The organism is Streptomyces sp. NPDC059255 (genome assembly GCF_042752355.1).
Lineage (GTDB): Bacteria > Actinomycetota > Actinomycetes > Streptomycetales > Streptomycetaceae > Streptomyces.
Genome location: NZ_JBHYZP010000005.1, coordinates 220,607 through 243,104, shown reverse-complemented (window position 1 = coordinate 243,104; position 22,498 = coordinate 220,607). Strand labels below are relative to the sequence as shown.

Below are 22,498 nucleotides of genomic sequence, written 5' to 3'. Positions count from 1 at the left end.
AGGGCCGTAAGGATCCCTTTTCCTGCCCAGTCTCCAGGTATTGGTCCAGTCCGCCGCATCGGGGCCACTTCTGACCGGCTACCCCGGTCCCTACGGAAGACTCCAGGATCAGGAGTCGAGCAGTCGCTCGATCTCGTCCTGGTAGCTTGGCGCGGTCTGCTACCGACTAGGGGGACATGAACGTGCACCAGCTCGTACGAACCGGCGCCGCCGCGGCCGGGCTCGTCGTCGCACTCACGCTCACGGGGTGCGGCAGTGACAGTGACAAGGGCGACGCGGGCAAGGAGACCGGCGCCACCGCGCCGGGCGACAGCGGATCGGGTCCGGCCTCCGGCTCCGGTTCGGGCGCGGACGCCGCGAGTGTCGAGGGAACGTGGGCCGGGCTGACCGACGGCAAGTCGGTGGCGCTGGCCGTCGCCTCGGGGAAGGTCGCGCTCGTCGCCGCCGAACACGTCTGCCAGGGCGCGGTGGAGGAGATGAGCGGTGCGCCGATGTTCGCGCTGAAGTGCGGCGACGGCGACACCGAGCGCACGATGGGCTCGATCGAGTCCAACGACGGCAAGACGCTGGTCATCTCCTGGACCGGCGGCACGAAGGACACGCTGAAGAAGACGGCCTCCGACGCGCTGCCCACCAACCTGCCGACCGACCTCCCGTCGGGCCTGCCGACCGAGCTTCCGACCGGCTGACGGCACACCGGCCGTGGGCGGTTGGCCGGGACGGCCGCCGCATCAGGCTGACGGACCAGGCCGCCGGGACAGACCGACGGACCAGGCCGCCGGGACAGACCGACGGGTCAGGCCGACGGGTCCTGCTCCGATGCTCGGGCCGCGGATCCCCCGGGGGACCGCGGCCCGTCGCTGTCCCCTTCCAGGGCCGCCGACAGTTCCTCCAGCGCTTCGAGCAGCCGGTCGGCCGCGCTCCGTACGACCTCGTCGGGTACGCCCTCACCGTCCCGGCGCGCCAGCGCGTCGCGGAGCGTGTCCCAGCGCGGAACCCGCCCTTCCCGTACGGCCTTCGCGCCCGCCTCCGTGGTCTCCCGCAGCACCTCCGCGAGCCCGGCGGCCGCCGGTACGGGCGTGACGCCGCGCCCCGGAAGGTGCGCCTCCATCAGCATGGCGACCCGCGCGAACTGGGCGAGGGCGCGCTCCGCCCGGTCGGCCGTGGCGGGCGACAGGCCCCGGTGCCGCACCGGTTCGTGCGCGGCCCGCTCCTCGGACGTGTGCCAGGCGACCCGCGCCGTACGCGTCGCGAGGAGGGTCTCGCGCACCTCGCGCCCTTCGGGTCCCCCGCGGTCGCCGGGCCGGGCGTAGTGGCCGACGACCGCCGCGGCGTACCGCCCGTCCGTGAGCAGCCAGTCGGCGAGGCGGGCGCGCAGCCGCGGGGTCTCCCAGGCGGGGAAGGCCGCGTACGCGATCATCGCGAGCAGCCCGCCCAGGAGGGTGAGCAGGGCCCGTTCCCGTACGGTCTGCGAGACGCCGGCCCCCGCCATGCCGAGCAGGAAGACGACATAGGCGGAGACGAAGACCTGGCTGATCGCGTAGCCCGTGCGCAGCAGCAGATACATCAGGCCGGCGCTGACGACGGCGAACGCGGCGGAGACGTAACCGCCCGGATGGGCCGCTTGGACGATGCCCGTGGCCAGCGCGACCCCGACGAGGGTGCCGCCGAAGCGGGCCACGGAACGCCCGTACGTCTGGGCGAAGTCGGGGCGCATCACCATGACGACGGTCATGGGCGCCCAGTAGCCGTGCCCGAGCGGCAACGCGGCGCCGAGGACGTCCCCCGCACAGGTGACGGCCGTGACGCGCACCGCGTGGCGCAGGATCGGCGAGTCGCGGTGCAGCTCGCCCCGTATGTCGCGCAGGACGAGCGGGAGGAGCCGCAGCAGACCGGGGCGGTCGCGGTACCCGGTGCCGCGCTCGCCGCCGCCGGAATCCGGGCCGGGCTCCGTACCGGCGACCGAGCCCTGGGGCGTGGGGGACGCAGGGGCCGGAGTCGGGGGCGGGGTCGGTTCCACGGCGACGACGTCGGTCTCGACCACGTCGTGCAGCAGGTCGAGCAGCGGGACCAGCCGGGCGGCGGCGCGCCGGGCCGGGCCCGTGAGCAGTGCCTCGGTGTCGGGGCTGCGCAGGGCGGCGACCGCGGCGGGCGCGAGATGGACCGGCGTGCCGTGGCGTACGGCACGCGCGGTGGAGTCCAGTACGGAACCGGTCGCGGCGAGGAGTTCCCGTACCCGGTCCCGCTCCGGGCCCTCGGCCGCGCCGCCCACCTCCGGGTCGGCGAGCGAGGCGAGTACGGGCCTGATCCGCTCGGCGAGCCCGCGGGCGCCGTGCAGTTCGGCCGGGCGCCTGCGCGCCTGCCAGGCGGTGACGGCGGCGGCGCTGCGGGCCGTCATCAGCGGTTCCGGGTCGAACGGGGCGGTCGGGTCCTGGCGCAGCCGGCGGGCGTAGTCGCCCAGCGCGGCGAGGGCGTCGGCGAGCGCGTCGCGCTGGAGCCCCCAGGGCCGGACGGGGAAGAGCACGATCATTGCGGCCTGGACGAGACCGCCGGCGGCGATCACGGCCGCGTGGCCCGCCGCGGTCGCGACGGAGGTCGGCAGCGTGACCGTCACCAGCATGATCGCGACATTGGACGACGCGATGACCCCGGCGGTCGGCCCCGCCGTCCAGGCGAGCCCGGCGAGAAAGGTCCAGAGCGCGAGCAGGACGAGGAACAGCCCGGAGTGGGCGCCGGTGAGATAGCCGAGGAACGTGCTGACGCCGAGGCTCGCCCCGGAGGCGAGCGCGAGCACCGGCCGGGGGCGCCAACTGCGCTGGAAGGTGGCGATCCCCGCCTGGAACGCGCCGAACGCGGCGCTGGCGGCGACGCTCGGACCGAACAGCGCGAGCGTGCCGAACACGACCACGGCGAGACCGGCGGTCCCGCGCAGCGCGACGAACGGTTCGAGTCGCCGCCGCTCGACACTGAGCCCGGAGAGGGCGGTGTCCTTCAACGCCCGGAGCCAGCTCATGGGGTGAGGGTAGCGATTGCTCCCGGAATAGAGCGTTAAGGGAGGGAACGGCGTGGGAAGGAAAGGCCGACTTCCGGACCGCGCTTGCCCGTCCGCGTACAGGCGGGTCCGCGTACAGGCGGGTCCGCGTACAGGCGGTCAGGCGGGGCGGATGCGGCCGCGTCGGTCCGTACCGTCCGCACCGCCCTCGCCGCCCCTGCCGCGGGCGCTTCCCGTGCCGCCGCCCGGCACATGGGCCGCGTCCGCCGCCGAGATGCCGTGGGTCCAGCCCTCCGCGTCCGTCACCCCACGCACCCGCGTCGCGACGGTCTCCGGGAACATCCGGTCCGTACGGTCGGCCACCGCGGCTTCCCGCGCCGCGAGGACCGGGAGCAGTCCGGATCCGCCGCCCGACGCCGCGGTCTCCTCCGCCCGCCTCTCGGCGGCCTCGTCGGCGGCCTGCTCCGTCGCCTGCTCCGTGGCCGCCGCCAGGCGCTCGCCGAGGCGGTGCGCGTACGCCATCAGGAACGACTGCCGGAAGGTCTTCGTCCGCTTGCGGCCGCCCGCGCGCTGGGCCGCCTCCGCGCGGGTCATCGCCGAGGTGCCCTGCACCAGCAGGGAGGTGTGGAGGAGTTCGACCGCCTCCAGGTCGGGCTCGAACCCGACGACCGTCGAGAAACCGTACGCGCTGTTCCAGACCGCGCGGCAGCGGTTGGCGGCGGCGACCGCGTCGAGCAGGATCGCCTTCGCCGTCTCGTAGGGGGCGTCCACGCCGATCCGGCAGGCGCCGGGCACATCGCCCCGGTGCGTCCGGTCCGCGAGCAGCGCCTCGTCGATGCTGTGGCGCGCCATCAGCTCCTGCGCCTTGGCGGTGAGCGCCTCGGCCTCCTGCGGGTAACCGGTCGCCTCCGCCTTGGCGAGCAGCGCGCGGATCCGGGTGAGCATGCGCGGTTCGCCATCGGCGGGCGGCAGATGGAGGGGCGCGCCGGGCACCGGCCCGACGGGCTCGATCGCGGGCAGCCGGGCGAGCAGCAGATACAGCTCCAGAACGGTGGTGGCGTACGAGAAGCGGTCGGCCCGGTACGGACCGCCGCCCGCCTCCGGGCCCGACTCCTGGTCGAGTTCGGCCAGCTGGGCGGTCCAGCGCGGCGCCAGCCGCTCGTAGCGCCGCGCCTCCCCTGCGGCCAGCTCCGCGAGAATCCGCAGATGGGGGGCGCCCAGGTCGCGGCGGACGAGACGGGCGGCATCGGCGGGCTGCCAGCCCCGCTCCCAGGCCAGCCGCAGGAACCGCTCGCCGCACCGCCGGAGTTCCGGGTCGGCGGCCGGGTCGGCGGCGAGGAGGGAGGCGCCGGTGTCGATGCCGTCGGGACCGGGGGCGCCGACGCCGGTGGAGAGCATCGCGGCCACGGCGCGCTCGACCGTGCGCACGGGGTCGCCGGTGGCACGCTTCTCACTCATGCCGCGGCCTCGCGGTGCTCCATGGCCATGGGGGGCGTCTCCTCCGTCTCGCGCTCCCGATGGTCCCAGGTCCGGGTGGAGCGGTCACATCCGCCCCGTCCCGCCCCGTCCCGCCCCTCCCCGTCCTGGCCCTTCCCGCTCCCCCGCCTTCTCCTGTCCACAGCCTGTGGACAGCGAACCGGCTGCCTCTGTGCCCGGATTAGGCTGGTGCCTCCAGTCGATGAGCGAGGGCTTTCATCCGCGGAGGAGCGTCCATGGGCGAGAACAAGCAGCGCATGCTGGCCGGCGAGTGGTATCTCCCCGACGACGAGGAGCTGGGGGCGGAGACCGAGCGCCGCTTCGCGCTCTGCGCGGCGTACAACGGGAACGGCGTCGCCGCGCCGGGTGATCGCGCCAGGATCCTCGCGGAGCTGCTGGGTTCGGTGGGCGAGGACGTCCGGATACGGCCGCCGTTCCAGTGCGACTACGGGACGTACATCACCATCGGGGCCCGTACGTTCGTCAACTTCAACGCGGTCTTCCTGGACGCCGCACCGATCACCATCGGCTCCGACGTCCAGATCGGCCCGAACGTCCAGCTCCTCACCCCCACCCACGAGCTGGACACGGAGCGCCGCCGCGCGGGCTGGGAGAAGGCGTCCCCGGTGACGATCGGGGACAACGTCTGGCTCGGCGGCGGGGTCATCGTCTGCCCCGGGGTCACCATCGGCGAGAACACGGTGGTCGGCGCGGGATCGGTCGTCACGAAGGACCTGCCCGCGGGCGTGCTGGCCGTGGGGAATCCGGCGCGGGTGATACGCGAGCTGACCGCGTCGGACAAGGGGCCGGAGCCGCGGGAGACGGAGCGGAGGGCGGAGCGGACGGTGGTGCAGAGGGCAGGCCGGTAGGCGGCCCGAACTCGCACCACACCACTTTCCCCCGGGCGGGGCCCGCGTGGTCACCCCAGTCCGAGGCCAGGTCCGTGACCAGGAGCAGCCCCCCTGCCCTCCGTCGCCTCCGTGTCGACCGACTCGATGCCCGTCGGCCATCTCGGCGGCGTACGGGCGGGGTCGGCGATCTCGACGCGCGGACAGCCGTCCGGTGAGCGCGGCAGGGTGAGGGTGACGGCGCCACGCGTGCACGAGAGGAGCGCCGCGGGAGCCGCATCACCGCTCCCGGGCCCTGTCAGCGGTCCTCAGGGGGTGATCACCAGCTTTCCGCCCGCGTGTCCCTCCTCGCTCGTCTGCTGCGCCTTGCCCGCCTCCGCGAGCGGGAAGGTCCCGGCGACCCGCACCCGCAGCGCGCCCTCCGTCGCCAGCCGGGCGTTCTCGGCCAGCCCCGCGCGCTTCGCCTCGGGGGTCGTGCCGCCGGAGGAGAAGGTCACCCCCAGTTCCTCGGCCGCCGGGTCGGCGATGGTGACGATCCGGTCCGTCGTGCCGCCGCGCAGCTCGATCGAGTCGGGCAGCGCCCCCTTGCCCGAGGTGTCGAGGACCGCGTCGACGCCCTGGGGCGCGGCCGCGCGCACCCGGTCGACCAGGCCGTCGCCGTACGCCACGGGGACGGCGCCCAGCGAGGCCACGTACTCGTGGTTGGCCGGGGAGGCCGTGCCGATCACGGTGGCGCCGCGCGCCACCGCGAGCTGCGCGGCCATGGCGCCGACCGCGCCCGCCGCGCCGTGCAGCAGCAGCGTCTCGCCGTCCCGGACGCCGAGCAGGTCGAGGCCACGCAGCGCGGTCTCGCCCGCCACGGGGATCGCCGCGGCCTCGTCCCAGCTCAGACCGTCGGGCTTGGCGACGACGACATCGGCCAGGGCGTAGGGGGCGTAGGCGCCGGTGGCGGTCCAGCCCAGCACCTCGTCGCCGACGGCGAAGTCGGTCACCCCGTCACCGGTCTCGTCCACGACTCCGGAGAACTCCAGTCCGGGGACGGCGGGGAACGTCGTGGGCAGGAACGCTTCCATCCATCCGTGGCGGATCTTGTAGTCCATCGGATTGACGCCTGCCGCCCGCACCGCCACCCGGATCTGGCCGGGGCCCGGGTGAGGCTCGTCCACGTCCTTGACGTGCAGTACCTCGGGACCGCCGAACTCCTCGAAAACGACCGCGCGCATCTCAACCTCCAGAGATCTCATGTTCTTCACGTGACCTGCGTGCCGTACGGGTCCCCCGAGCCCACGGGAGCCGTCAACACACCAGCCGGCTTCCCTGTTCCGGCTTCTGAACCGATCCTCCCGGCGAGCGGCCGTGCCCGCCTCCCGGGCGAGCGGCGGGCGGTGACGGGCCGTCGCCGGACGGGCCGTCGTCAGACCAGCCGTCGTCAGACCAGCCGTCGCCGGACGGGGCCTCGCCGGACGGGCCGTCGTCACGGGCCGTTGTCAGACCCTCCTGCCAGACTCGCTCCCATGACCGAACGATGGGCGGTGGCTCCGACGGACGGCGGCGGCGCGCTGCTCGTTCCGCTGGGCGAGGACGGCCGGGCGGCCGGTCCCGTGCTGCGGGAGCCGGATCTCGTCGCGGCGGTCGGGGCATGCCTGCCCGAGGTGGGGCGATGGGTGTGGCGGGCCACCTCCGCGGTGTATCCGCGCCTGCTGGCGGCGGGGGTGCGCGTCGAGCGGTGTTACGACATCGAGGCGAGCGAGTCCCTGCTGCTGGCCCACGAGGGGAGGCTGGGCGAGCCCCGGTCGGCGGCCGCGGCGCTGGCCCGGCTGCGGAACGGGCCGGTGCCGCCCGATCCGCCGCCCCGCTCGGCGGAGCCGGGCTCCCAGTCCTCGCTCTTCGAGCCGCGGGCGGGGACGGAGATTCTCTTCGAGGATTTGGTGGAGGTCTACGCGGAGCAGCAGCGCAGACACGCGGTGGCCGAGCATCCCGGGCGGCTGCGGCTGCTCACCGCGTCCGAGTCCGCGGGCATGCTGGTGGCCGCGGAGATGCACCGCGCGGGGCTGCCCTGGCGGGCGGACGTGCACCGGGAGGTGCTGCACGAACTCCTCGGCGAGCGGTACGCGGGCGGGGGCGAGCCCCGGCGGCTGGCGGAGCTGGCGGACGCGGTCTCGGAGGCGTTCGGCCGGCGGGTGCGGCCGGATCTGCCGGCGGACGTGGTGAAGGCGTTCGCGCAGGCGGGCATCCGGGTGAGGTCGACCCGGCGGTGGGAGCTGCAGGAGATCGACCATCCGGCGGTGGAGCCGCTGATCCAGTACAAGAAGCTGTACCGGATCTGGACGGCGCACGGCTGGAGCTGGCTCCAGGACTGGGTTCGGGACGGCCGGTTCCGCCCGGAGTACCAGCCGGGGGGTACGGTCTCGGGCCGCTGGACCACCAACGGCGGCGGGGCGCTGCAGATCCCCCGGGTGATCCGCCGGGCGGTCGTCGCCGACGCCGGGTGGCGGCTGGTGGTCGCGGACGCCGACCAGATGGAGCCGCGCGTCCTGGCCGCGATCTCCCGCGACCCGGGGCTGATGCAGGTGGCGGGGCACCCCGGCGATCTGTACACGGCGCTCTCCGACCGGGCCTTCTCGGGCGACCGGGAGCACGCGAAGCTCGCCCTGCTGGGGGCGATCTACGGCCAGACGTCCGGTGACGGGCTGAAGAATCTGGCCGCACTGCGCCGGAGGTTCCCGCTCGCCGTGGCGTATGTGGACGACGCGGCCCGGGCGGGCGAGGAGGGCAGGATCGTACGGACCTGGCTCGGGCGGACGAGCCCGCGCGCGGCCGGGGCGGAGGACGACGAGGCCGGAATTCCGCAGGAGATACCCGAGCCGGACGGACCGGCCCCCACCGGCTCCGGCGGCTTCTCCGGCGGGGAGTTCACCCCCGGATACGCGTCGTCGAACGGCCGGGCCCGGGGCCGTTTCACCCGTAACTTCGTCGTACAGGGCAGCGCGGCCGACTGGGCCCTGCTGATGCTGGCGGCGCTGCGCCGGGCGATCGCGGGGATGCGCGCCGAGCTGGTCTTCTTCCAGCACGACGAAGTGATCGTGCACTGCCCGCTGGAGGAGGCCGAGGAGGTGGCGGCGGCGATCGGCGCGGCCGGCGAGCTGGCCGGGAGGATCGCCTTCGGCGAGACACCGGTGCGGTTCTCGTTCACGACGGCGACGGTGGAGCGCTACTCCGACGCGAAGTGACGAGACGGCCTGTCCCGGACCGCGCGGTCCGGGACCTGCGGCGGCCCCAGATCCGGGTGGTGGCGCGCCCGTGTCCACCCGGCTCCGGCCCCGTTCGTCACACCGGTGATTATCCGCCACATCGGGGGGACGGTCCCGGACCCCGGGAGCGGGCCTCCCGGCCCCGGTCCTTCCCGTGCACCGGTACGTGGCCGGGAGGCTCCGTGCCCCCTGGCATGCGAAGGGTTTCGGCCGCGGACACGGCGGTGGAGCGTTGTCCGTGCCTCAGCCGCTGGCGGTCGCCGGGCACCCGGGAGGATCATCGTTCTCTCGGCACTCCACGAACCGGGAGACAGTCATGACCGAGAATGCCGACTTCAACGCACGCACCATCGCCGAGTTCCGCGCCCACCACGGGCAGGTCGGCGGCGCCTTCGCCGGAGCGCCCCTGCTCCTGCTGCACACCGTCGGCGCCCGCTCCGGCACACCCCGCGTCAATCCGATGATGTATCTGTCCGACGAGGGCCGTTATCTCGTCTTCGCCTCCAAGGCGGGCTCCGACCGTCACCCGGATTGGTACTACAACCTGCTCGCTCATCCCGATGTCCACATCGAGGTGGGCGACGACGCCCTCGCCGTACGCGCCGTCGAACTGCACGGCGCGGAGCGTGACGACCGCTTCGCCGAGCAGGCCCGCCGCTACCCCGGCTTCGCCGGCTACCAGCGCAGGACCGAGCGGATCATCCCGGTCGTCGCACTCGTGCCCGCCGAGGACGACACCCCGTCCGCCGGCGGTACGGACCGGTCCGGCGACCGTACAGAACGGAACCCATCATGACCATGCCGTACCTCGCCCAGCCCGACCAGCAGCAGAAGCTCGAATGGCTGGACGGCGGGCAGTTCGCCGTACTGCTGGACAGCGCGGCCACCGACGGGCAGCTCACCGTCGGACGGTTCACCGTCGACAAGGGCGAAGCGCCTCCGTACCACATGCACACCCGCGAGGACGAGGTCTTCATGCTGCTCAAGGGCAGCGCGCTGCTGTGGTGCGACGACCAGCAGATGGAGCTGACGGAGGGCGGCATCGTCTTCCTGCCCCGGAACGTCCCCCACGGCTACCGGATCACCTCCGACACCGCCGATCTGCTGATGATGTGCACGCCCGCGGGGATCGAAGGCATGTTCCGGCACGCCGGACGCGACATGGCGACGCCCCGGCCCGAGGGGTACGAGATCTCGCCGGACCTCCTCGCCGAGGCCGCGGACCTCCACGGCCAGATAGTCGTCGGCCCCCCGCGCTGACGAGCGGGGCCCCGCGCCCCCGGTCCTCGGGGGCGCGGAGACGCCAGGCCCCCTGGGCCCAGGCGTAGGGCCCCGGGCGTAGGGCCCCGGGCGGCGTGGGGCGTTCGTCAGGCATTGGGGTCGAACGGGATGCCGGCCGGTTTGGCCTTCTCCAGGTGGCTGTTGAAACTGCCGTCCTTGAGGCCGAAGTTGGCGCTGCCGAAATTGGCCTGGCTGAGCTTGTCGCGGAGGCCCGCGGGATATCCGTTCCAGCCGACGAGGGTCGGGTACTGCCACACGCCGTAGTGGTTCTCCGGCGGCTCGTCGTTGGCGTTGGCGGCGCGGAAGGCGTGCGTGCTCAGGCCGTCCTTGTGGTAGACGATCTTGGGGTGCGCCCCGTCCCAGCGGATCTGGTCCCGGCCGTGGACGGTGAAGCCACCGTGGGCCGAGGTGGAGACGTACTGCGCCTGGTTGTTCTGCACCCACACCACGACGTGCTCCCAGTCGTGCCGGTGCCCGCCGATCGTGGCCTGGTCCTTCTCGAAGTAGAGGCCGTACATGACCGCGCACCAGCCGTTGTTGCACTTGGACCGCGCGTACCCGTTGGTGTTGTCCAGGTCCGACCGGTCACGGCACTCGCCCTGGGGCGCCCCGGACGGGTTGAGGCCGCCGTTGAGGGTGCCGTCGGGGCCGATGGCGGGGGTGGGGTAGCAGCCGTCGGTGTCGTAGTCGTAGGCCGGCTGGTACGTACGCTCCAACTCGTCCGCGTTCCCCGGCAGGGCCGTCGGAGGCGCGGCGAAAGCGCTGCCCGGGAAGGCGACGACCAGCGCGACGGCGCTGCCGAGGGTGAGTGCGGCCTTACGCATGCGCGAGCTCTTCTTCACTGCGTCCTCCTGGTGGACCGCGACGTGGGGCCGACGGCGATATTGGCATGCCCACATCACGCGTGGGGAACTCCGGCACAGGACAGCTCGTTACGAACGAAATGGAGCTTCGAGCAGAGCAACCAACGCCAGGAGAAGGCGAGTTGACATCGAGCTGACGCGGACCGGAAGCCGCGCGTCCCGCCGGGACCGCCGCTCCCGCTCCGCCGCGTCCGCTCCGCCGATCGCGTCCATGGAGTCACCGAGTCCGCAGCGTTCCCCGCTTCCCCACCCCCTTTCACGGAGGCCCTGAACCATGACCCGGAACCACCCCCACCCCCACCCCCACGCCCACGCCCGCACCACGGAGTCGCCGTCCCGGCGCGCCGTGCTCGGCACCACCGCCCTCGCGGCCCTCGCCCTCGCGGCCGGCGCCGGCCCCGCGAGCGCCGCCGCCCAGCCGAGTGCCGCACGGCCGAGTGCCGCACAGCCGGGCGGTGCACGATCCGGCGCCGCACGGCCGAGTGGCGCGTGGCCGACCGAGTTCCCGCTGCCCGACGGCTTCCTCCCCGAGGGGATCACCATCGGCGGCCGCCCGTACGCCTACATGGGCTCGCGCGCCAACGGCGCCATCCTCCGCACCGATCTGCGCACCGGCGAGGGCACGGTCGTCCACCCGGGCGAGGCCGGCACGGCGGCCGTCGGGGTCGAGCTGGACGAGGACGGGCTGCTCTACATCGCCGGGGGCGGCGGAGGAACGGCGCGGGTCGTCGACACCCGCACCGGCCGGCTCGTGGCCACGTACCGACCGACGCCCGCGACCGGTCACTTCGTCAATGACGTGATCCTGCTCGGCGACCGCGCCTGGTTCACCGACTCGCGCGACAGCGTGCTGTACGGGATACCGCGCGGCCGGACGGCGGCGACGGGCCGGAAGAGCGACATCCGCAGCCTCCCCCTCGGCGGGGACTGGGTGCAGACGCCCGACGTGAACAACGCCAACGGCATCGTCTCCGCCCCCGGCGGCCGGGGGCTGATCGTCGTCAGCAGCCAGCCCGGCCGGCTCTACCACGTGGACCTGAAGACCGGTCACGCCACGGAACTCGCGCTGAACGGCGCGGCCGACGTCTCCAACGGCGACGGCCTCCTCCGGCTGGGGCGGACCCTGTACGTCGTCCAGAACCGGCAGAACGTGATCAGCGTGTTCGAACTCGACGCGGGGCTGCGCTCCGCCACCCTGCGCCGCACGATCACCGACCCGCGCTTCGACGTGCCGACCACCGTCGCCCGCCGGGGCGACCGGCTCTATCTGGTAAACGCCCGCTTCACCACACCGCAGACACCCGAGACGACGTTCAACGCCGTGGCCGTTCCCCTCTGACCGCACCCACCCGCAAGGCACCCCGGAAAAGGAATGTGCCGGATCCCGCCACCGGATCCGGCACATTCCTTTTCCCGTCACGGCACTTGCTTTTTCCGCGAAAGCGTGGGCAACGAAAAAACCCGTAACGATCCCATAACGCCACAGCCCCAGGTGGGTTAGGGTTCAACTCGTGATGGACCGTCTCGTAATCAAGGGTGCCCGCCAGCACAATCTCCGCGACGTTTCCGTGGACCTGCCCAGGGATGCGCTCATCGTTTTCACCGGAGTATCCGGATCGGGGAAGTCGAGCCTGGCCTTCGACACCATTTTCGCCGAGGGGCAGCGGCGCTACGTCGAATCGCTTTCCGCATATGCCCGTCAGTTCCTCGGCCAATTGGACAAGCCCGATGTCGACTCCGTCGAGGGGATATCCCCGTCGATCGCCATCGACCAGAAGACCACCGGCCGCAACCCGCGTTCCACGGTCGGCACCCTCACCGAGGTCTACGACTTCCTGCGCCTGCTGTACGCGCGCGTCGGCCGCCCGCACTGCCCGGAGTGCGGGGAGCCGATCACCCGCCAGACGCCCCAGCAGATCGTCGACCGCCTGCTCGCGTACGACGAGGGCGTACGCCTCCAGGTGCTGGCCCCGGTCGTCCGCGGCCGCAAGGGGGAACACGCGGATGTCTTCCGGCAGCTGACGGCCGACGGGTTCAGCCGGGTCCGGGTGGACGGTACGGTCCTTCCGCTGACGAGGCCGCCCGCGCTCGACCCGCGCAAGAAACACTCGGTCGAGGTCGTCGTGGACCGGCTCGCCGTGAAGCCGGCCGTCCGGCAGCGGCTCACCGAGTCCGTCGAGACCGCCCTCGGGCTGGCGGGCGGCGCCATAGCCGTCGAGTTCGTGGACCTCGCCGCCACCGACCCCGGGCGCGAGCTGACGTTCTCGGAGACGATGGCCTGCCCCCGGGCCCATGACATCGACCTGCCGGAGCTGGAGCCCCGGCAGTTCTCCTTCAACGCGCCCTGGGGCGCCTGCCCCGACTGCGGCGGCCTCGGCTCGCGCGCGGAGGTCGACCCCGGCCTCGTCGTCCCGGACGCCGGGAAGTCGCTCGCCGAGGGCGCCATCGCCCCCTGGACCTCGACCAGCGGCGCCGAGTACTTCTCCCGGCTGCTCGACGCGCTGGCCGCCGAGACCGGGTTCAGCACCGCCACGCCGTGGCGCGAACTCCCCGCCGCCGTACGGAAGGTGGTGCTGCACGGCACGCCGAAGCGGCTCCACCTCTCGTACACCAACCGGTTCGGCCGGGACCGTTCCCACACCACCCCGTACGAAGGCGTCATCCCGCACATCCGGCGCCGCCACGCGGAGGCCGAGGAGAACGCCTCCCCGTCACGGTTCGAGGGCTACATGCGGGAGGTGGACTGCCCCGCCTGCGGCGGCGCCCGGCTCCGGCCCGAGGTGCTCGCGGTCACCGTGGGCGGACGGAGTATCGCGGAGCTGACCGCGCTGCCGCTCGACGAACTCGCCGCGTTCTCCCGCGACCTGCGGCTCGAAGGCTGGGAGCGCCGGGTCGCCGAGGCCGTCCTCGCGGAGATCGACGAGCGGCTGCGCTTCCTCCTGGACGTGGGCCTGGACTACCTGACGCTGAACCGCCCGGCCGCCGGCCTCTCCGGCGGGGAGGCGCAGCGGATCCGGCTGGCCACCCAGATCGGATCCGGGCTGGTCGGCGTCCTCTACGTACTGGACGAGCCCAGCATCGGACTGCACCAGCGGGACAACCAGCGGCTGATCGGGACGCTGCTGCGGCTGCGCGACCGGGGCAACACCGTGATCGTGGTCGAGCACGACGAGGAGACCGTACGGGTGGCCGACTGGGTGGTGGACATCGGTCCCGGGGCCGGCGCGCTCGGCGGGCACGTGGTGCACTCCGGCACGGCGCGGGAGCTGCTGGACCACCCCACGTCCCTGACGGGCGCGTACCTCTCGGGGCGCCGGCGGATCCCGGTGCCCGAGCGGCGCCGGCCACGGACCGAAGGCCGCGAGATCACCGTGCACGACGCGGCCGAACACAATCTGCGCGAGGTGACGGTCTCGTTCCCGCTCGGCCAGTTCATCGCCGTCACCGGCGTCTCGGGCTCCGGCAAGTCGACGCTGGTCAACGACATCCTCTACACGGCCCTGGCCAAGCGCGTCCACCGCGCCCACCGGGCGCCGGGGCGCCACCGTACGGTCACCGGCGCCGAGGAGATCGACAAGGTGGTCCGGGTCGACCAGTCGCCGATCGGCCGCACCCCGCGCTCCAACCCCGCCACGTACACGGGGCTTTTCGACCATCTGCGCCGGCTGTTCGCGCAGACGGCGGAGGCGAAGGTACGCGGCTACCAGCCGGGCCGGTTCTCCTTCAACCTGAAGGGCGGCCGCTGCGAGAACTGCCTCGGCGACGGCACCATCCGCGTGGAGATGAGCTTCCTCCCGGACGTCCATGTCCCCTGCGAGGTCTGCCACGGGGCCCAGTACAACCGCGAGACCCTGGACGTCCACTACAAGGGGAAGTCGATCGCGGACATCCTCGCCCTGACCATCGCGGAGTGCGAGGACTTCTTCGCCGGGCACGCGATCATCGGCCGTCACCTCAGGACGCTGAACGAGGTCGGACTGGGGTACGTGAAGCTCGGCCAGGCCGCCACCACGCTCTCCGGCGGCGAGGCGCAGCGCGTGAAGCTCGCCGCCGAGCTGCAGAAGCGCACCAGGGGCCGCACCCTGTACGTACTCGACGAGCCGACCACGGGGCTGCACACCGACGACGTACGGAAGCTGCTGACCGTCCTGCACCGGCTCGTCGACGCGGGCAACACGGTCGTGGTGATCGAGCACGACCTCGACGTGGTCAAGACCGCCGACCGAGTCGTCGACATGGGCCCGGAGGGCGGCCGCCGGGGCGGCACCGTCGTCGCCGAGGGCACCCCCGAAGAGGTCGCGGCCCACCCGTACTCCCACACCGGCCGGTTCCTGCGCCCGCTGCTGGAGGGTCCCCGGACCGGGCCGGGGACGGGGAGCTGACGCCATGGAGACGGACCCCGGCACCGCCCGCACCACCCACACCACCCGCACCACCCACACCACCCGCACCACCCGCACCACCCGCACCGAAGAGGACACCGACGCCCCCGCACCCCGGCTGCCCTCCGGCGGGGACTCGGTCGACCAGGTACGGGACTACCTCAAGCGCATCGGCCGCGTCCGCCTCCTCAGCGCCGAGCAGGAGGTGGACCTGGCGAAGCGGATCGAGGCCGGGCTGTTCGCCGAGAAGAAGACGGAGGAGGACCCCGGCCTGGACACCCGCCACCGCAGGGAGCTGGACCTCCTCGCCGAGGACGGCCGCCGGGCGAAATCCCACCTCATCGAGGCCAACCTCCGTCTGGTCGTCTCCATCGCCAAACGCTACAGCGGGCGCGGCCTCATGTTTCTCGACCTGATCCAGGAGGGAAATACCGGACTGATCCGGGCCGTAGAGAAATTCGACTACACCAAGGGTTTCAAGTTCTCGACGTACGCGACCTGGTGGATCCGCCAGGCGATATCCCGGGCCCTCGCCGACCAGGGCAGGACCATCCGTATCCCGGTCCATATGGTCGAGGTCATCAACCGGCTCTCCCGGGTCCGCCGGGAATTGCTCCAGGATCTGGGGGTCCACCCCACTCCGGAGGAACTGGCGGAGAAAATGGAGGTGTCCGTCGAGCGGATCACCGAACTCGACGGCTACGCCAGGGAGCCCATCTCCCTGCACACCCCTCTCGGTGACGACACCGCCACCGAACTGGGCGACATGATCGAGGACGTGGAGTCGGCCTCCCCCTCGGACCTGGTCACGTTCCTGCTCCTGCGGGCCGAGATCCACGCCGTCCTCGCCACGATGACCCCGCGCGAGGCCGGCATCATCTCCCTCCGCTACGGCCTCGCCGACGGCCGCGCGAAGACGCTGGAGGAGATCGGCCAGGTGTACGGGGTGACGCGCGAGCGCATCCGCCAGATCGAGTCCAAGACCATGTCCAAGCTCCGCCACCCCTCCCGCTCCCAGGTGCTCCGGGACTACCTGACGGCCGACTGACGCGGGGAGGGAGGAAGGGCGGGCGTCGCGGCGCTCCCCTCGGAGCGGTCTCAGCCCCGCAGGTACGCGAGTACGGCGAGGACCCGGCGGTTGGTGGCGTCGGTCAGCGTGAGGTCGAGTTTGGTCAGGATGCTGCCGAAGTGCTTGCTGACCGTGCCCTCGCTGAGGTGCAGCGCCCCGGCGACCGAGGCGTTGGAGCGTCCCTCCGCCATGAGCGCGAGCACCTCCCGTTCCCGGGCGGTGAGTCTCGACAGGGGGGCGCGGCGGTGCCTGAGCAACTGCCGTACCACCTCCGGGTCCACCACCGTGGCTCCCTCCGCGACCCGCCGGACGGCGTCGACGAACTCCTCGACGTGCCCGACCCGTTCCTTGAGCAGATAGCCGACACCGGTTCCGTCCGAGGAGTCGAGCAACTCCTCGGCGTACGCGCGCTGGACGTACTGGCTGAGGACCAGGATGGGCAGCCCCGGCTCCCGCTCCCGCAGCGCGATCGCGGCCCGACCGGGAGTTGGCCGAGCACCTCGTGAATCGGGCTCGGAATGAGGGGGTGAACTGGTCGGGGAGAACGGGCTGGTGAAGCTGGTCCTTGAGGGCGATTTACAGGCGGAGATGACGGAGCATCTCCGCTACGAGCAGGGCGATCCGGCCGGCGCGGGTCGGGGGGCTTGCGCAACGGCACTCGCCGCAAGAGGGTGTTGACGGAAGTCGCAGCGGCCGAGCTCAATGTACCTCGGGACCGGGCAAGCGGCTTCAGTTCCGCCATCGCGCCGGGTGGAGTGCTTCGACGAGGCGATCCTCTCCCTCTATGTATACCAAAGGGCTGACGACCGGGAAGGTCCAGGCGCACCTGGCGGAGATCTACGACATCGACGTTTCGCGGGACTATCTCGCGGGCCACCGACAAGGTCACCGAGGAGGCATGACGTCAGCGGAGGTTGGACCAGATCTACACGGTCTTCCGTGACCGGTGTAAGAGCGGCTAACACAATGAGGTGGATCGCTTCTGGTTGCCGTGTCCGGGGCGGGAGTTGAGCGTTCGGTCCCGTGTGGGGACGTCACCGTGGATCGTGTCGGATGAGCTGTGGGATCGCCTGGAGCCGCTGCTGCCGCAGCGTGAGCGCAGATTCCGCTATCCGGGCCGCAAGCCGTTGCCGGACCGGGACGTGCTGTGCGGGATCTTGTACGTGCTGCACACCGGGATCCAGTGGGAGTACCTGCCGCAGGACCTGGGCTTCGGCTCGGGCATGACCTGCTGGCGCCGTCTGCGGGACTGGAACGAGGCCGGCGTGTGGCAACGGCTGCACGAGGTCCTGCTGGCCGAGCTGAACGCGGCCTCGCGGCTGAACTGGTCCCGCTGCGTGGTCGACTTCTCCCACGTCAGAGCGCTAAAAGGGGGATCCACACGGGCCCCTCGCCGGTCGACCGAGGCCGGGCCGGCTCGAAACACCATCTGATCACCGACGGGCACGGCACCCCGCTCGCGGTCCTGCTGACCGGCGGCAACCGTAACGACGTCACCCAGCTCCTGCCCCTGCTCGACGCGATCCCGCCGGTCCGTGGCCGGGTCGGACGGCCCCGCCGCAAGCCGGACTCGCTGTTCGCCGACCGCGGCTACGACCACGACATCTACCGCGACCAGGTCCGCGCCCGCGGCATCGTGCCCGCGATCGCCCGCCGCGGCACCCCGCACGGCACCGGACTGGGCACCTACCGCTGGGTGGTCGAGCGAAGTCTTGCGTGGCTGCACGGCTTCCGATGTCTGCGCATCCGATGGGAACGGCGAGCCGACATCCACGAAGCGTTCCTCAAACTCGCCTGCTGCCTCATCACCCACCGACAACTCGGCTCACTGTGTTAGCCGTTGTTAGAGTCCGGCTCTGCCTCTGCTGGCTCAGTCAACTCACGTTGCCACTCCATGAACCGGCGCCGTAGCTGCGCAGCCTCAGACTCACCGAGTCCATAAACAGCAAACTGCTTGTCGCTGTAACGCTGGATGCGAGCAAGGGCATCAGCGAAGATAGGGCTGATCAAATCCCGCATCATTTTGCGCCACGAGCTCGATCAACCGCTCCCGGGAATAGCCCGCCCGAAGCAGCCCGTCGACGTCGATCGCGTCCCGAGCCTCGGCCCGGCTGAACAACGCTCCGGTCTTGCCCGCAGCCACGTCGTCCCTGTGCAGAACTGGCCCAAGGTCCGATTCAACCGGTGCAGAAACTCGGCGACCAGCTCGACCTTGCTGTGGTGACCAGTGGACGGATCAGTAACGCTCAACCGTGAGTACGTGGGCACATGTTGAGTGACCTCAACCTCGTAACCGGCAGCCGTGTACGCCGCAGTGATCCGTTCAACCGCGTCTTCCATCTCACCAGTCGCCCGGTCGATCGGTGCGAACAGATCCACATCGTCGCTGATCCGCTGAGTGATGTGGTGCGCCTGAACGGCATAGCCGCCGGCCAGCGCGTATCCAAAGTCCTTTGCCAGCGCATCAAGTCCGATCCGGATCAGCTCACGGTGCAGATCGTCCACTATGCCGCAGCCTCCGTCGTGACAAGCTCCGGAAAGCGGGTCTCCCAGGCACTGCGCACAGGCAGCGGCAAGAACAGATCGACCCAATGGTGACGCAACAGGTCGGCGTTCACATACGCATGGAGATCATCAAGCTCGGGAGCCTCACGGATCACCCGCTCGTACATCAGCAGGACATCGGCCTCGTCGGTGAGGTCATAGACGCACGCGGTCCCCAGTCCAGACGGCGGGGCAGGTCGACCAGATCTCTCGTCGGACCGGCCAGATCGGCGAGCGACTCCGGCAGTGCGTACGGCTTCGCCTCTGCGTACCTGCTGCTCATGCCTCCAGCATGCCGCACCCGGACCTCGTCGCGCACCGCAAACTGCGCACCCAAGCCTCACCTTGTCGATTGGGCACGAAACCAGAGCCTCCCTCGGCTTCCGGCTCACGGCTCCTCGCGCCTCTCCAGAACACTGCCGCTGCACAAATGGCCACCCCTTGGCCACCCGGGACCCTGCGGGTACGGACCGATCAACCAGCGACATCCCAAGGAACAGCAGGCCAGTGACCTCATCCGGCCTCAACAACGCATCCCTGATTGACCTACGCATTCCATGCACAGACCAAAGAAGCTCATCGAGCACACATTCAAAGGTCAAAAAAGAAAGAAACCCCAGGTCACGGCGAGTGAGTCCTGGGGTTTCTCTGAGCCGCCTTCGGGATTCGAACCCGAGACCTACGCATTACGAGTGCGTTGCTCTGGCCAACTGAGCTAAGGCGGCGTGCCGTCCGGACCATCGTGCGGTCTGCGGCGCCGCCAAGTCTACACAGTTTCGAGGGGTGCTCCGTCCACCCCCGGTGTGCGGGGGTTCTCGCAGGTCAGGGCGGTCTGGGCGGGTCAGGAGCACTTCTTTCCGCGCGCGGGGGGCGTGCCCTCCAGGAGGTAGGTGTTGATCGCCGTGTCGATGCAGTCGCTGCCGCGTCCGTACGCCGTGTGACCGTCGCCCTCGTAGGTGAGGAGCGTGCCCGAGGAGAGCTGGGCGGCGAGGGACCGGGCCCACTTGTAGGGGGTGGCCGGGTCGCGGGTGGTGCCGACCACGACGATCGGGGCCGCGCCCTTCGCCTCGATACGGTGGGGGGTGCCGGTGGCTTTGACCGGCCAGTACGTGCAGTTCAGGGCGGCCCAGGCGAGGCCCCTGCCGAAGACCGAGGAAGCCTGTTCGAAGGAGGGGAGCGCCTTGGTGACCTCGTCGGGGCCGGAGAAGGAGGGCGGGAGGTCCAGGCAGTTCACCGCGGAGTTGGCGAACATCAGATTGGCGTACGTGCCGTCGCTCTCGCGTTCGTAGTACGAGTCGGCCAGGGCGAGCAGCGCCGCCCCGTCGCCGTCCATCGCGGCGGCGAGGGCCTCGCGGAGCTGGGGCCAGGCGGACTCGTCGTACATCGCGGCGATCACGCCGGTCGTGGCGAGGGACTCGCCCAGCTCACGGCCTCCGCCCGCCGGGACGGGGCGCGCGTCCAACTGTGTGAAGAACGCCTTCATCCGGTTCGAGACATCGGCAGCGGACTTCTGGCCCAGCGGGCAGTCCGCCTGCTTCACGCAGTCCTCGGCGAAGGACCGGAAGGCCGTCTCGAAGCCGGCCGTCTGGTCGCGGTTCAGCTCGCGGGCCGGGAGGGACGGGTCCATCGCTCCGTCGAGGACGAGGCGGCCGGTGCGCTGGGGGAACAGTTCGGCGTAGGTCGCGCCGAGGAAGGTGCCGTACGAGGCTCCGACGTAGGAGAGTTTCCGGTCGCCCAGCACCGCGCGGAAGAGGTCCATGTCACGGGCGGCCTCGACCGTGGAGACATGCGGGAGGACCGTGCCGGAGCGCTTCTCGCAGCCCCGGGCGAAGTTCTTGAAGGACTCGGTCAGCTCGGTGACCTCCGCCGGGTCGTCGGGGGTCTGGTCGACCTGCGTGTACGCGTCCATCTCCGTGCCGCTGAGGCATTCGACGGGCTCACTGCGGGCCACGCCGCGCGGATCGACGGCCACCATGTCGTACCGGGCGCGGACCGGGGCCGGGTAGCCGATACCGGCGTACGCCTGGAGGTAGCCGATGGCCGAGCCGCCGGGGCCGCCCGGGTTGACCATGAGGGAGCCGAGGCGCTTGCCGGGGCCCGTGGCCTTCTTCCGCGCGACGGCCAGGTCGATCTCGGTGCCGTCCGGCTTCGCGTAGTCGAGCGGGGCCTTCATCGTGGCGCACTGGAAGTCGGGGACGCCGCAGTCGCGCCAGGCGAGCTTCTGGTCGTAGTACTTCTTCAGGGCTGCCGGGTCGCCGGACACCGGGCCCGAGGCCGGGTTCGACGCGGACGCCTCCGTCGGCGAGCCACCGGAACTGCAGCCGGAGATCAGCAGGCCGGCTGCGGCCAGCGCGGTGGCGGAGATGCGGAACAGGCGCCTGGTGTCCATCCAGGGATGCTAGCCGTCCGGCCCCGCCCGGGGTCCGGCCACGCTCGTACGGGTGAATCCCGACCGGTACGGGTGATCTTCCGACCGTACGAGCGAGCGCGCCCCGGGTCAGCCCGCTCTCAGCGACACGGCCATCGCCTCCACCGCGAGCAGCGGCGCCACGTTACGGTCCAGGGCCTGGCGGCAGGCGACGATCGCCTCGATGCGGCGCAGGGTCCGCTCCGGGGTGGAGGCGCGGGCCACCCGCTCCAGCGCGTCCTGCACATCGGCGTTGGCGAGCGCGACCCGCGATCTCATTTGGAGGGCGAGCACATCGCGGTAGAACCCGGTCAGGTCGGTGAGGGCCAGATCGAGGCTGTCGCGCTGCGTACGGGTGGAGCGGCGCTTCTGCCGGTCGGCCAGCTCCTTCATCACCCCGGCCGTGCCCCGGGGCATCCTGCCGCCCGCCGCGGCGCCGAGAGCGGCCTTCATCTCCTCCGTCTCCTTGGTGTCGACCTCCTCGGCGACCTGTTTGGCGTCCTCGGTGGCGGCGTCGATCAGCTCCTGCGCCGCCTTGAGGCAGCCGCCGATGTCGTCCACGCGCAGGGGCATCTTGAGGACGGTGGCCCGCCGGGCCCGGGCGCGCGGGTCGGTGGCGAGACGGCGGGCCCGCCCGATGTGGCCCTGGGTGGCCCGCGCCGCGGCGTGGGCGGCGTCCGGCTCGATCCCGTCGCGCCGGATCAGGACGTCGGCGACGGCGGCCACGGGCGGGGTACGCAGCACGAGGTGGCGGCAGCGGGAGCGGATCGTGGGCAGGACGTCCTCCAGGGAGGGCGCGCAGAGCAGCCAGACCGTCCGGGGCGCCGGCTCCTCCACCCCCTTCAGCAGGACGTTGCCCGCGCCTTCGGTGAGCCGGTCCGCGTCCTCCAGCACATTGACCTGCCAGCGCCCGCCGGCCGGCGAGAGCTGAGCGCGGCGGACCAGTTCGCGGGTCTCCTTGACGCCGATGGAGAGCAGGTCCGTACGGATGATGTCCACATCGGCGTGCGTACCGATCAGGCTCGTGTGGCAGCCGTCGCAGAAGCCGCACCCCGGCTCGCCGCCGAGGGCCCGGTCCGGGCTGGTGCACTGCAGGGCCGCGGCGAAGGCGCGGGCCGCCGTGGACCGCCCCGACCCGGGCGGTCCCGTGAAGAGCCAGGCGTGCGTCATCCTGGACGCCTCGGGCGGGGCGCCGCCCGAGGCCTCGGCCGTGACCAGCGCGTCCGCGTCACGGGCGGCGGCGGCCAGCGTGGTCGTGACCCGGTCCTGCCCGACCAGCTCGTCCCATACGGCCATGCGCCGCCACCGCCCCGCCTTCTCGCGCCGCGAGCCTCGTGGCTCCACGGCTCCGTCACTCCGTACCTGTGCCGTCCCGACGGGACGCA

17 protein-coding genes, 1 tRNA gene and 3 pseudogenes are annotated in these 22,498 nt (G+C 71.8%); 10 read left to right on the top strand and 11 right to left on the bottom strand.

Features of this window, described 5'->3' with window-relative positions; genetic code table 11:
* The first annotated feature begins 176 nt into the window (after positions 1–176).
* The gene (locus tag ACFXKG_RS09880; RefSeq protein WP_384835067.1) at positions 177–689 is read left to right on the top strand and encodes a hypothetical protein; all 513 of its coding nucleotides are present in this window, start codon (positions 177–179) and stop codon (positions 687–689) included.
* A gap of 107 nt (positions 690–796) precedes the next feature.
* Here ACFXKG_RS09880 and ACFXKG_RS09875 read toward each other — a convergent pair whose 3' ends face one another.
* Positions 797–3,013 (bottom strand): FUSC family protein, encoded by a 2,217-nt coding sequence (locus tag ACFXKG_RS09875; RefSeq protein ID WP_384835064.1) that lies wholly within the window; start codon positions 3,011–3,013, stop codon positions 797–799.
* Positions 3,014–3,151: 138 nt separating this feature from the next.
* Positions 3,152–4,450, bottom strand: a complete 1,299-nt coding sequence (locus ACFXKG_RS09870; protein ID WP_384835061.1) for a DUF2786 domain-containing protein — start codon at positions 4,448–4,450, stop codon at positions 3,152–3,154.
* Between the two features lie 254 nt (positions 4,451–4,704).
* Between ACFXKG_RS09870 and ACFXKG_RS09865 the strand changes: the two genes are divergently transcribed.
* The gene (locus ACFXKG_RS09865) at positions 4,705–5,337 is read left to right on the top strand and encodes a sugar O-acetyltransferase (RefSeq protein WP_384835058.1); all 633 of its coding nucleotides are present in this window, start codon (positions 4,705–4,707) and stop codon (positions 5,335–5,337) included.
* A gap of 287 nt (positions 5,338–5,624) precedes the next feature.
* Here ACFXKG_RS09865 and ACFXKG_RS09860 read toward each other — a convergent pair whose 3' ends face one another.
* Positions 5,625–6,539 carry an NADP-dependent oxidoreductase gene (locus ACFXKG_RS09860; protein ID WP_384835055.1) on the bottom strand — a complete coding sequence of 305 codons (915 nt, stop codon included), beginning with the start codon at positions 6,537–6,539 and terminating at the stop codon, positions 5,625–5,627.
* A 291-nt stretch (positions 6,540–6,830) separates the two neighbouring features.
* Here ACFXKG_RS09860 and ACFXKG_RS09855 point away from each other — a divergent pair, with 291 nt between their 5' ends.
* The 3 genes from ACFXKG_RS09855 to ACFXKG_RS09845 all read left to right on the top strand — a co-directional run bounded on the left by ACFXKG_RS09855 (position 6,831) and on the right by ACFXKG_RS09845 (position 9,827).
* The gene (locus ACFXKG_RS09855) at positions 6,831–8,546 is read left to right on the top strand and encodes a bifunctional 3'-5' exonuclease/DNA polymerase (RefSeq protein ID WP_384835052.1); all 1,716 of its coding nucleotides are present in this window, start codon (positions 6,831–6,833) and stop codon (positions 8,544–8,546) included.
* 337 nt (positions 8,547–8,883) lie between these two features.
* A complete protein-coding gene (locus tag ACFXKG_RS09850) occupies positions 8,884–9,363 on the top strand; it encodes a nitroreductase family deazaflavin-dependent oxidoreductase (protein ID WP_384835049.1) in 480 nt (159 codons plus the stop codon).
* Positions 9,360–9,827: a cupin domain-containing protein gene (locus tag ACFXKG_RS09845; RefSeq protein WP_384835046.1), complete on the top strand. Its 468-nt coding sequence runs from the start codon at positions 9,360–9,362 to the stop codon at positions 9,825–9,827. The genes ACFXKG_RS09850 and ACFXKG_RS09845 overlap by 4 nt, the downstream gene beginning before the upstream one ends.
* A gap of 107 nt (positions 9,828–9,934) precedes the next feature.
* On the opposite strand, the gene ACFXKG_RS09840 is transcribed toward ACFXKG_RS09845, so the two are convergent.
* Positions 9,935–10,672 carry an NPP1 family protein gene (locus ACFXKG_RS09840; protein ID WP_384835044.1) on the bottom strand — a complete coding sequence of 246 codons (738 nt, stop codon included), beginning with the start codon at positions 10,670–10,672 and terminating at the stop codon, positions 9,935–9,937.
* Between the two features lie 313 nt (positions 10,673–10,985).
* Between ACFXKG_RS09840 and ACFXKG_RS09835 the strand changes: the two genes are divergently transcribed.
* The 3 genes from ACFXKG_RS09835 (at position 10,986) to ACFXKG_RS09825 (ending at position 16,141) form a co-directional block, all read left to right on the top strand.
* Entirely contained in the window at positions 10,986–12,050 is a 1,065-nt protein-coding gene (locus ACFXKG_RS09835) for an SMP-30/gluconolactonase/LRE family protein (RefSeq protein ID WP_384835041.1), read from the top strand.
* A gap of 172 nt (positions 12,051–12,222) precedes the next feature.
* Entirely contained in the window at positions 12,223–15,093 is a 2,871-nt protein-coding gene (gene uvrA, locus ACFXKG_RS09830; protein ID WP_384835038.1) for an excinuclease ABC subunit UvrA, read from the top strand.
* Between the two features lie 4 nt (positions 15,094–15,097).
* Positions 15,098–16,141: an RNA polymerase sigma factor gene (locus tag ACFXKG_RS09825; RefSeq protein ID WP_384835035.1), complete on the top strand. Its 1,044-nt coding sequence runs from the start codon at positions 15,098–15,100 to the stop codon at positions 16,139–16,141.
* Between the two features lie 50 nt (positions 16,142–16,191).
* Here ACFXKG_RS09825 and ACFXKG_RS09820 read toward each other — a convergent pair.
* Positions 16,192–16,641: pseudogene (locus ACFXKG_RS09820) on the bottom strand (LuxR C-terminal-related transcriptional regulator); the annotation flags it as partial.
* Between the two features lie 153 nt (positions 16,642–16,794).
* Here ACFXKG_RS09820 and ACFXKG_RS09815 point away from each other — a divergent pair.
* Together ACFXKG_RS09815 and ACFXKG_RS09810 are read left to right on the top strand one after the other, a co-directional pair.
* A pseudogene (locus ACFXKG_RS09815) lies at positions 16,795–16,965 on the top strand (transposase); the annotation flags it as partial.
* A 240-nt stretch (positions 16,966–17,205) separates the two neighbouring features.
* Positions 17,206–17,999 (top strand): IS5 family transposase gene (locus ACFXKG_RS09810; protein ID WP_384835279.1). Its coding sequence is split into 2 segments (ribosomal slippage): positions 17,206–17,527 and positions 17,527–17,999, totalling 795 coding nucleotides; the frame shifts between segments, so codons are not numbered across the junction.
* Positions 18,000–18,149: 150 nt separating this feature from the next.
* Here the strand turns inward: ACFXKG_RS09810 and ACFXKG_RS09805 are convergent.
* The 6 genes and pseudogenes from ACFXKG_RS09805 to ACFXKG_RS09780 all read right to left on the bottom strand — a co-directional run bounded on the left by ACFXKG_RS09805 (position 18,150) and on the right by ACFXKG_RS09780 (position 22,409).
* A complete protein-coding gene (locus ACFXKG_RS09805) occupies positions 18,150–18,305 on the bottom strand; it encodes a hypothetical protein (protein ID WP_384835031.1) in 156 nt (51 codons plus the stop codon).
* A 119-nt stretch (positions 18,306–18,424) separates the two neighbouring features.
* A pseudogene (locus ACFXKG_RS09800) lies at positions 18,425–18,667 on the bottom strand (nucleotidyl transferase AbiEii/AbiGii toxin family protein); the annotation flags it as partial.
* 166 nt (positions 18,668–18,833) lie between these two features.
* On the bottom strand, positions 18,834–18,989 hold the full coding sequence (locus ACFXKG_RS09795; RefSeq protein WP_384835028.1) for a hypothetical protein: 156 nt from the start codon (positions 18,987–18,989) through the stop codon (positions 18,834–18,836).
* A 368-nt stretch (positions 18,990–19,357) separates the two neighbouring features.
* Positions 19,358–19,431 (bottom strand) — tRNA-Thr (locus tag ACFXKG_RS09790).
* A gap of 116 nt (positions 19,432–19,547) precedes the next feature.
* Positions 19,548–21,095, bottom strand: a complete 1,548-nt coding sequence (locus ACFXKG_RS09785) for an alpha/beta hydrolase (protein ID WP_384835025.1) — start codon at positions 21,093–21,095, stop codon at positions 19,548–19,550.
* Between the two features lie 108 nt (positions 21,096–21,203).
* Entirely contained in the window at positions 21,204–22,409 is a 1,206-nt protein-coding gene (locus ACFXKG_RS09780; protein WP_384835022.1) for a DNA polymerase III subunit delta', read from the bottom strand.
* Between the last annotated feature and the right edge of the window lie 89 nt (positions 22,410–22,498).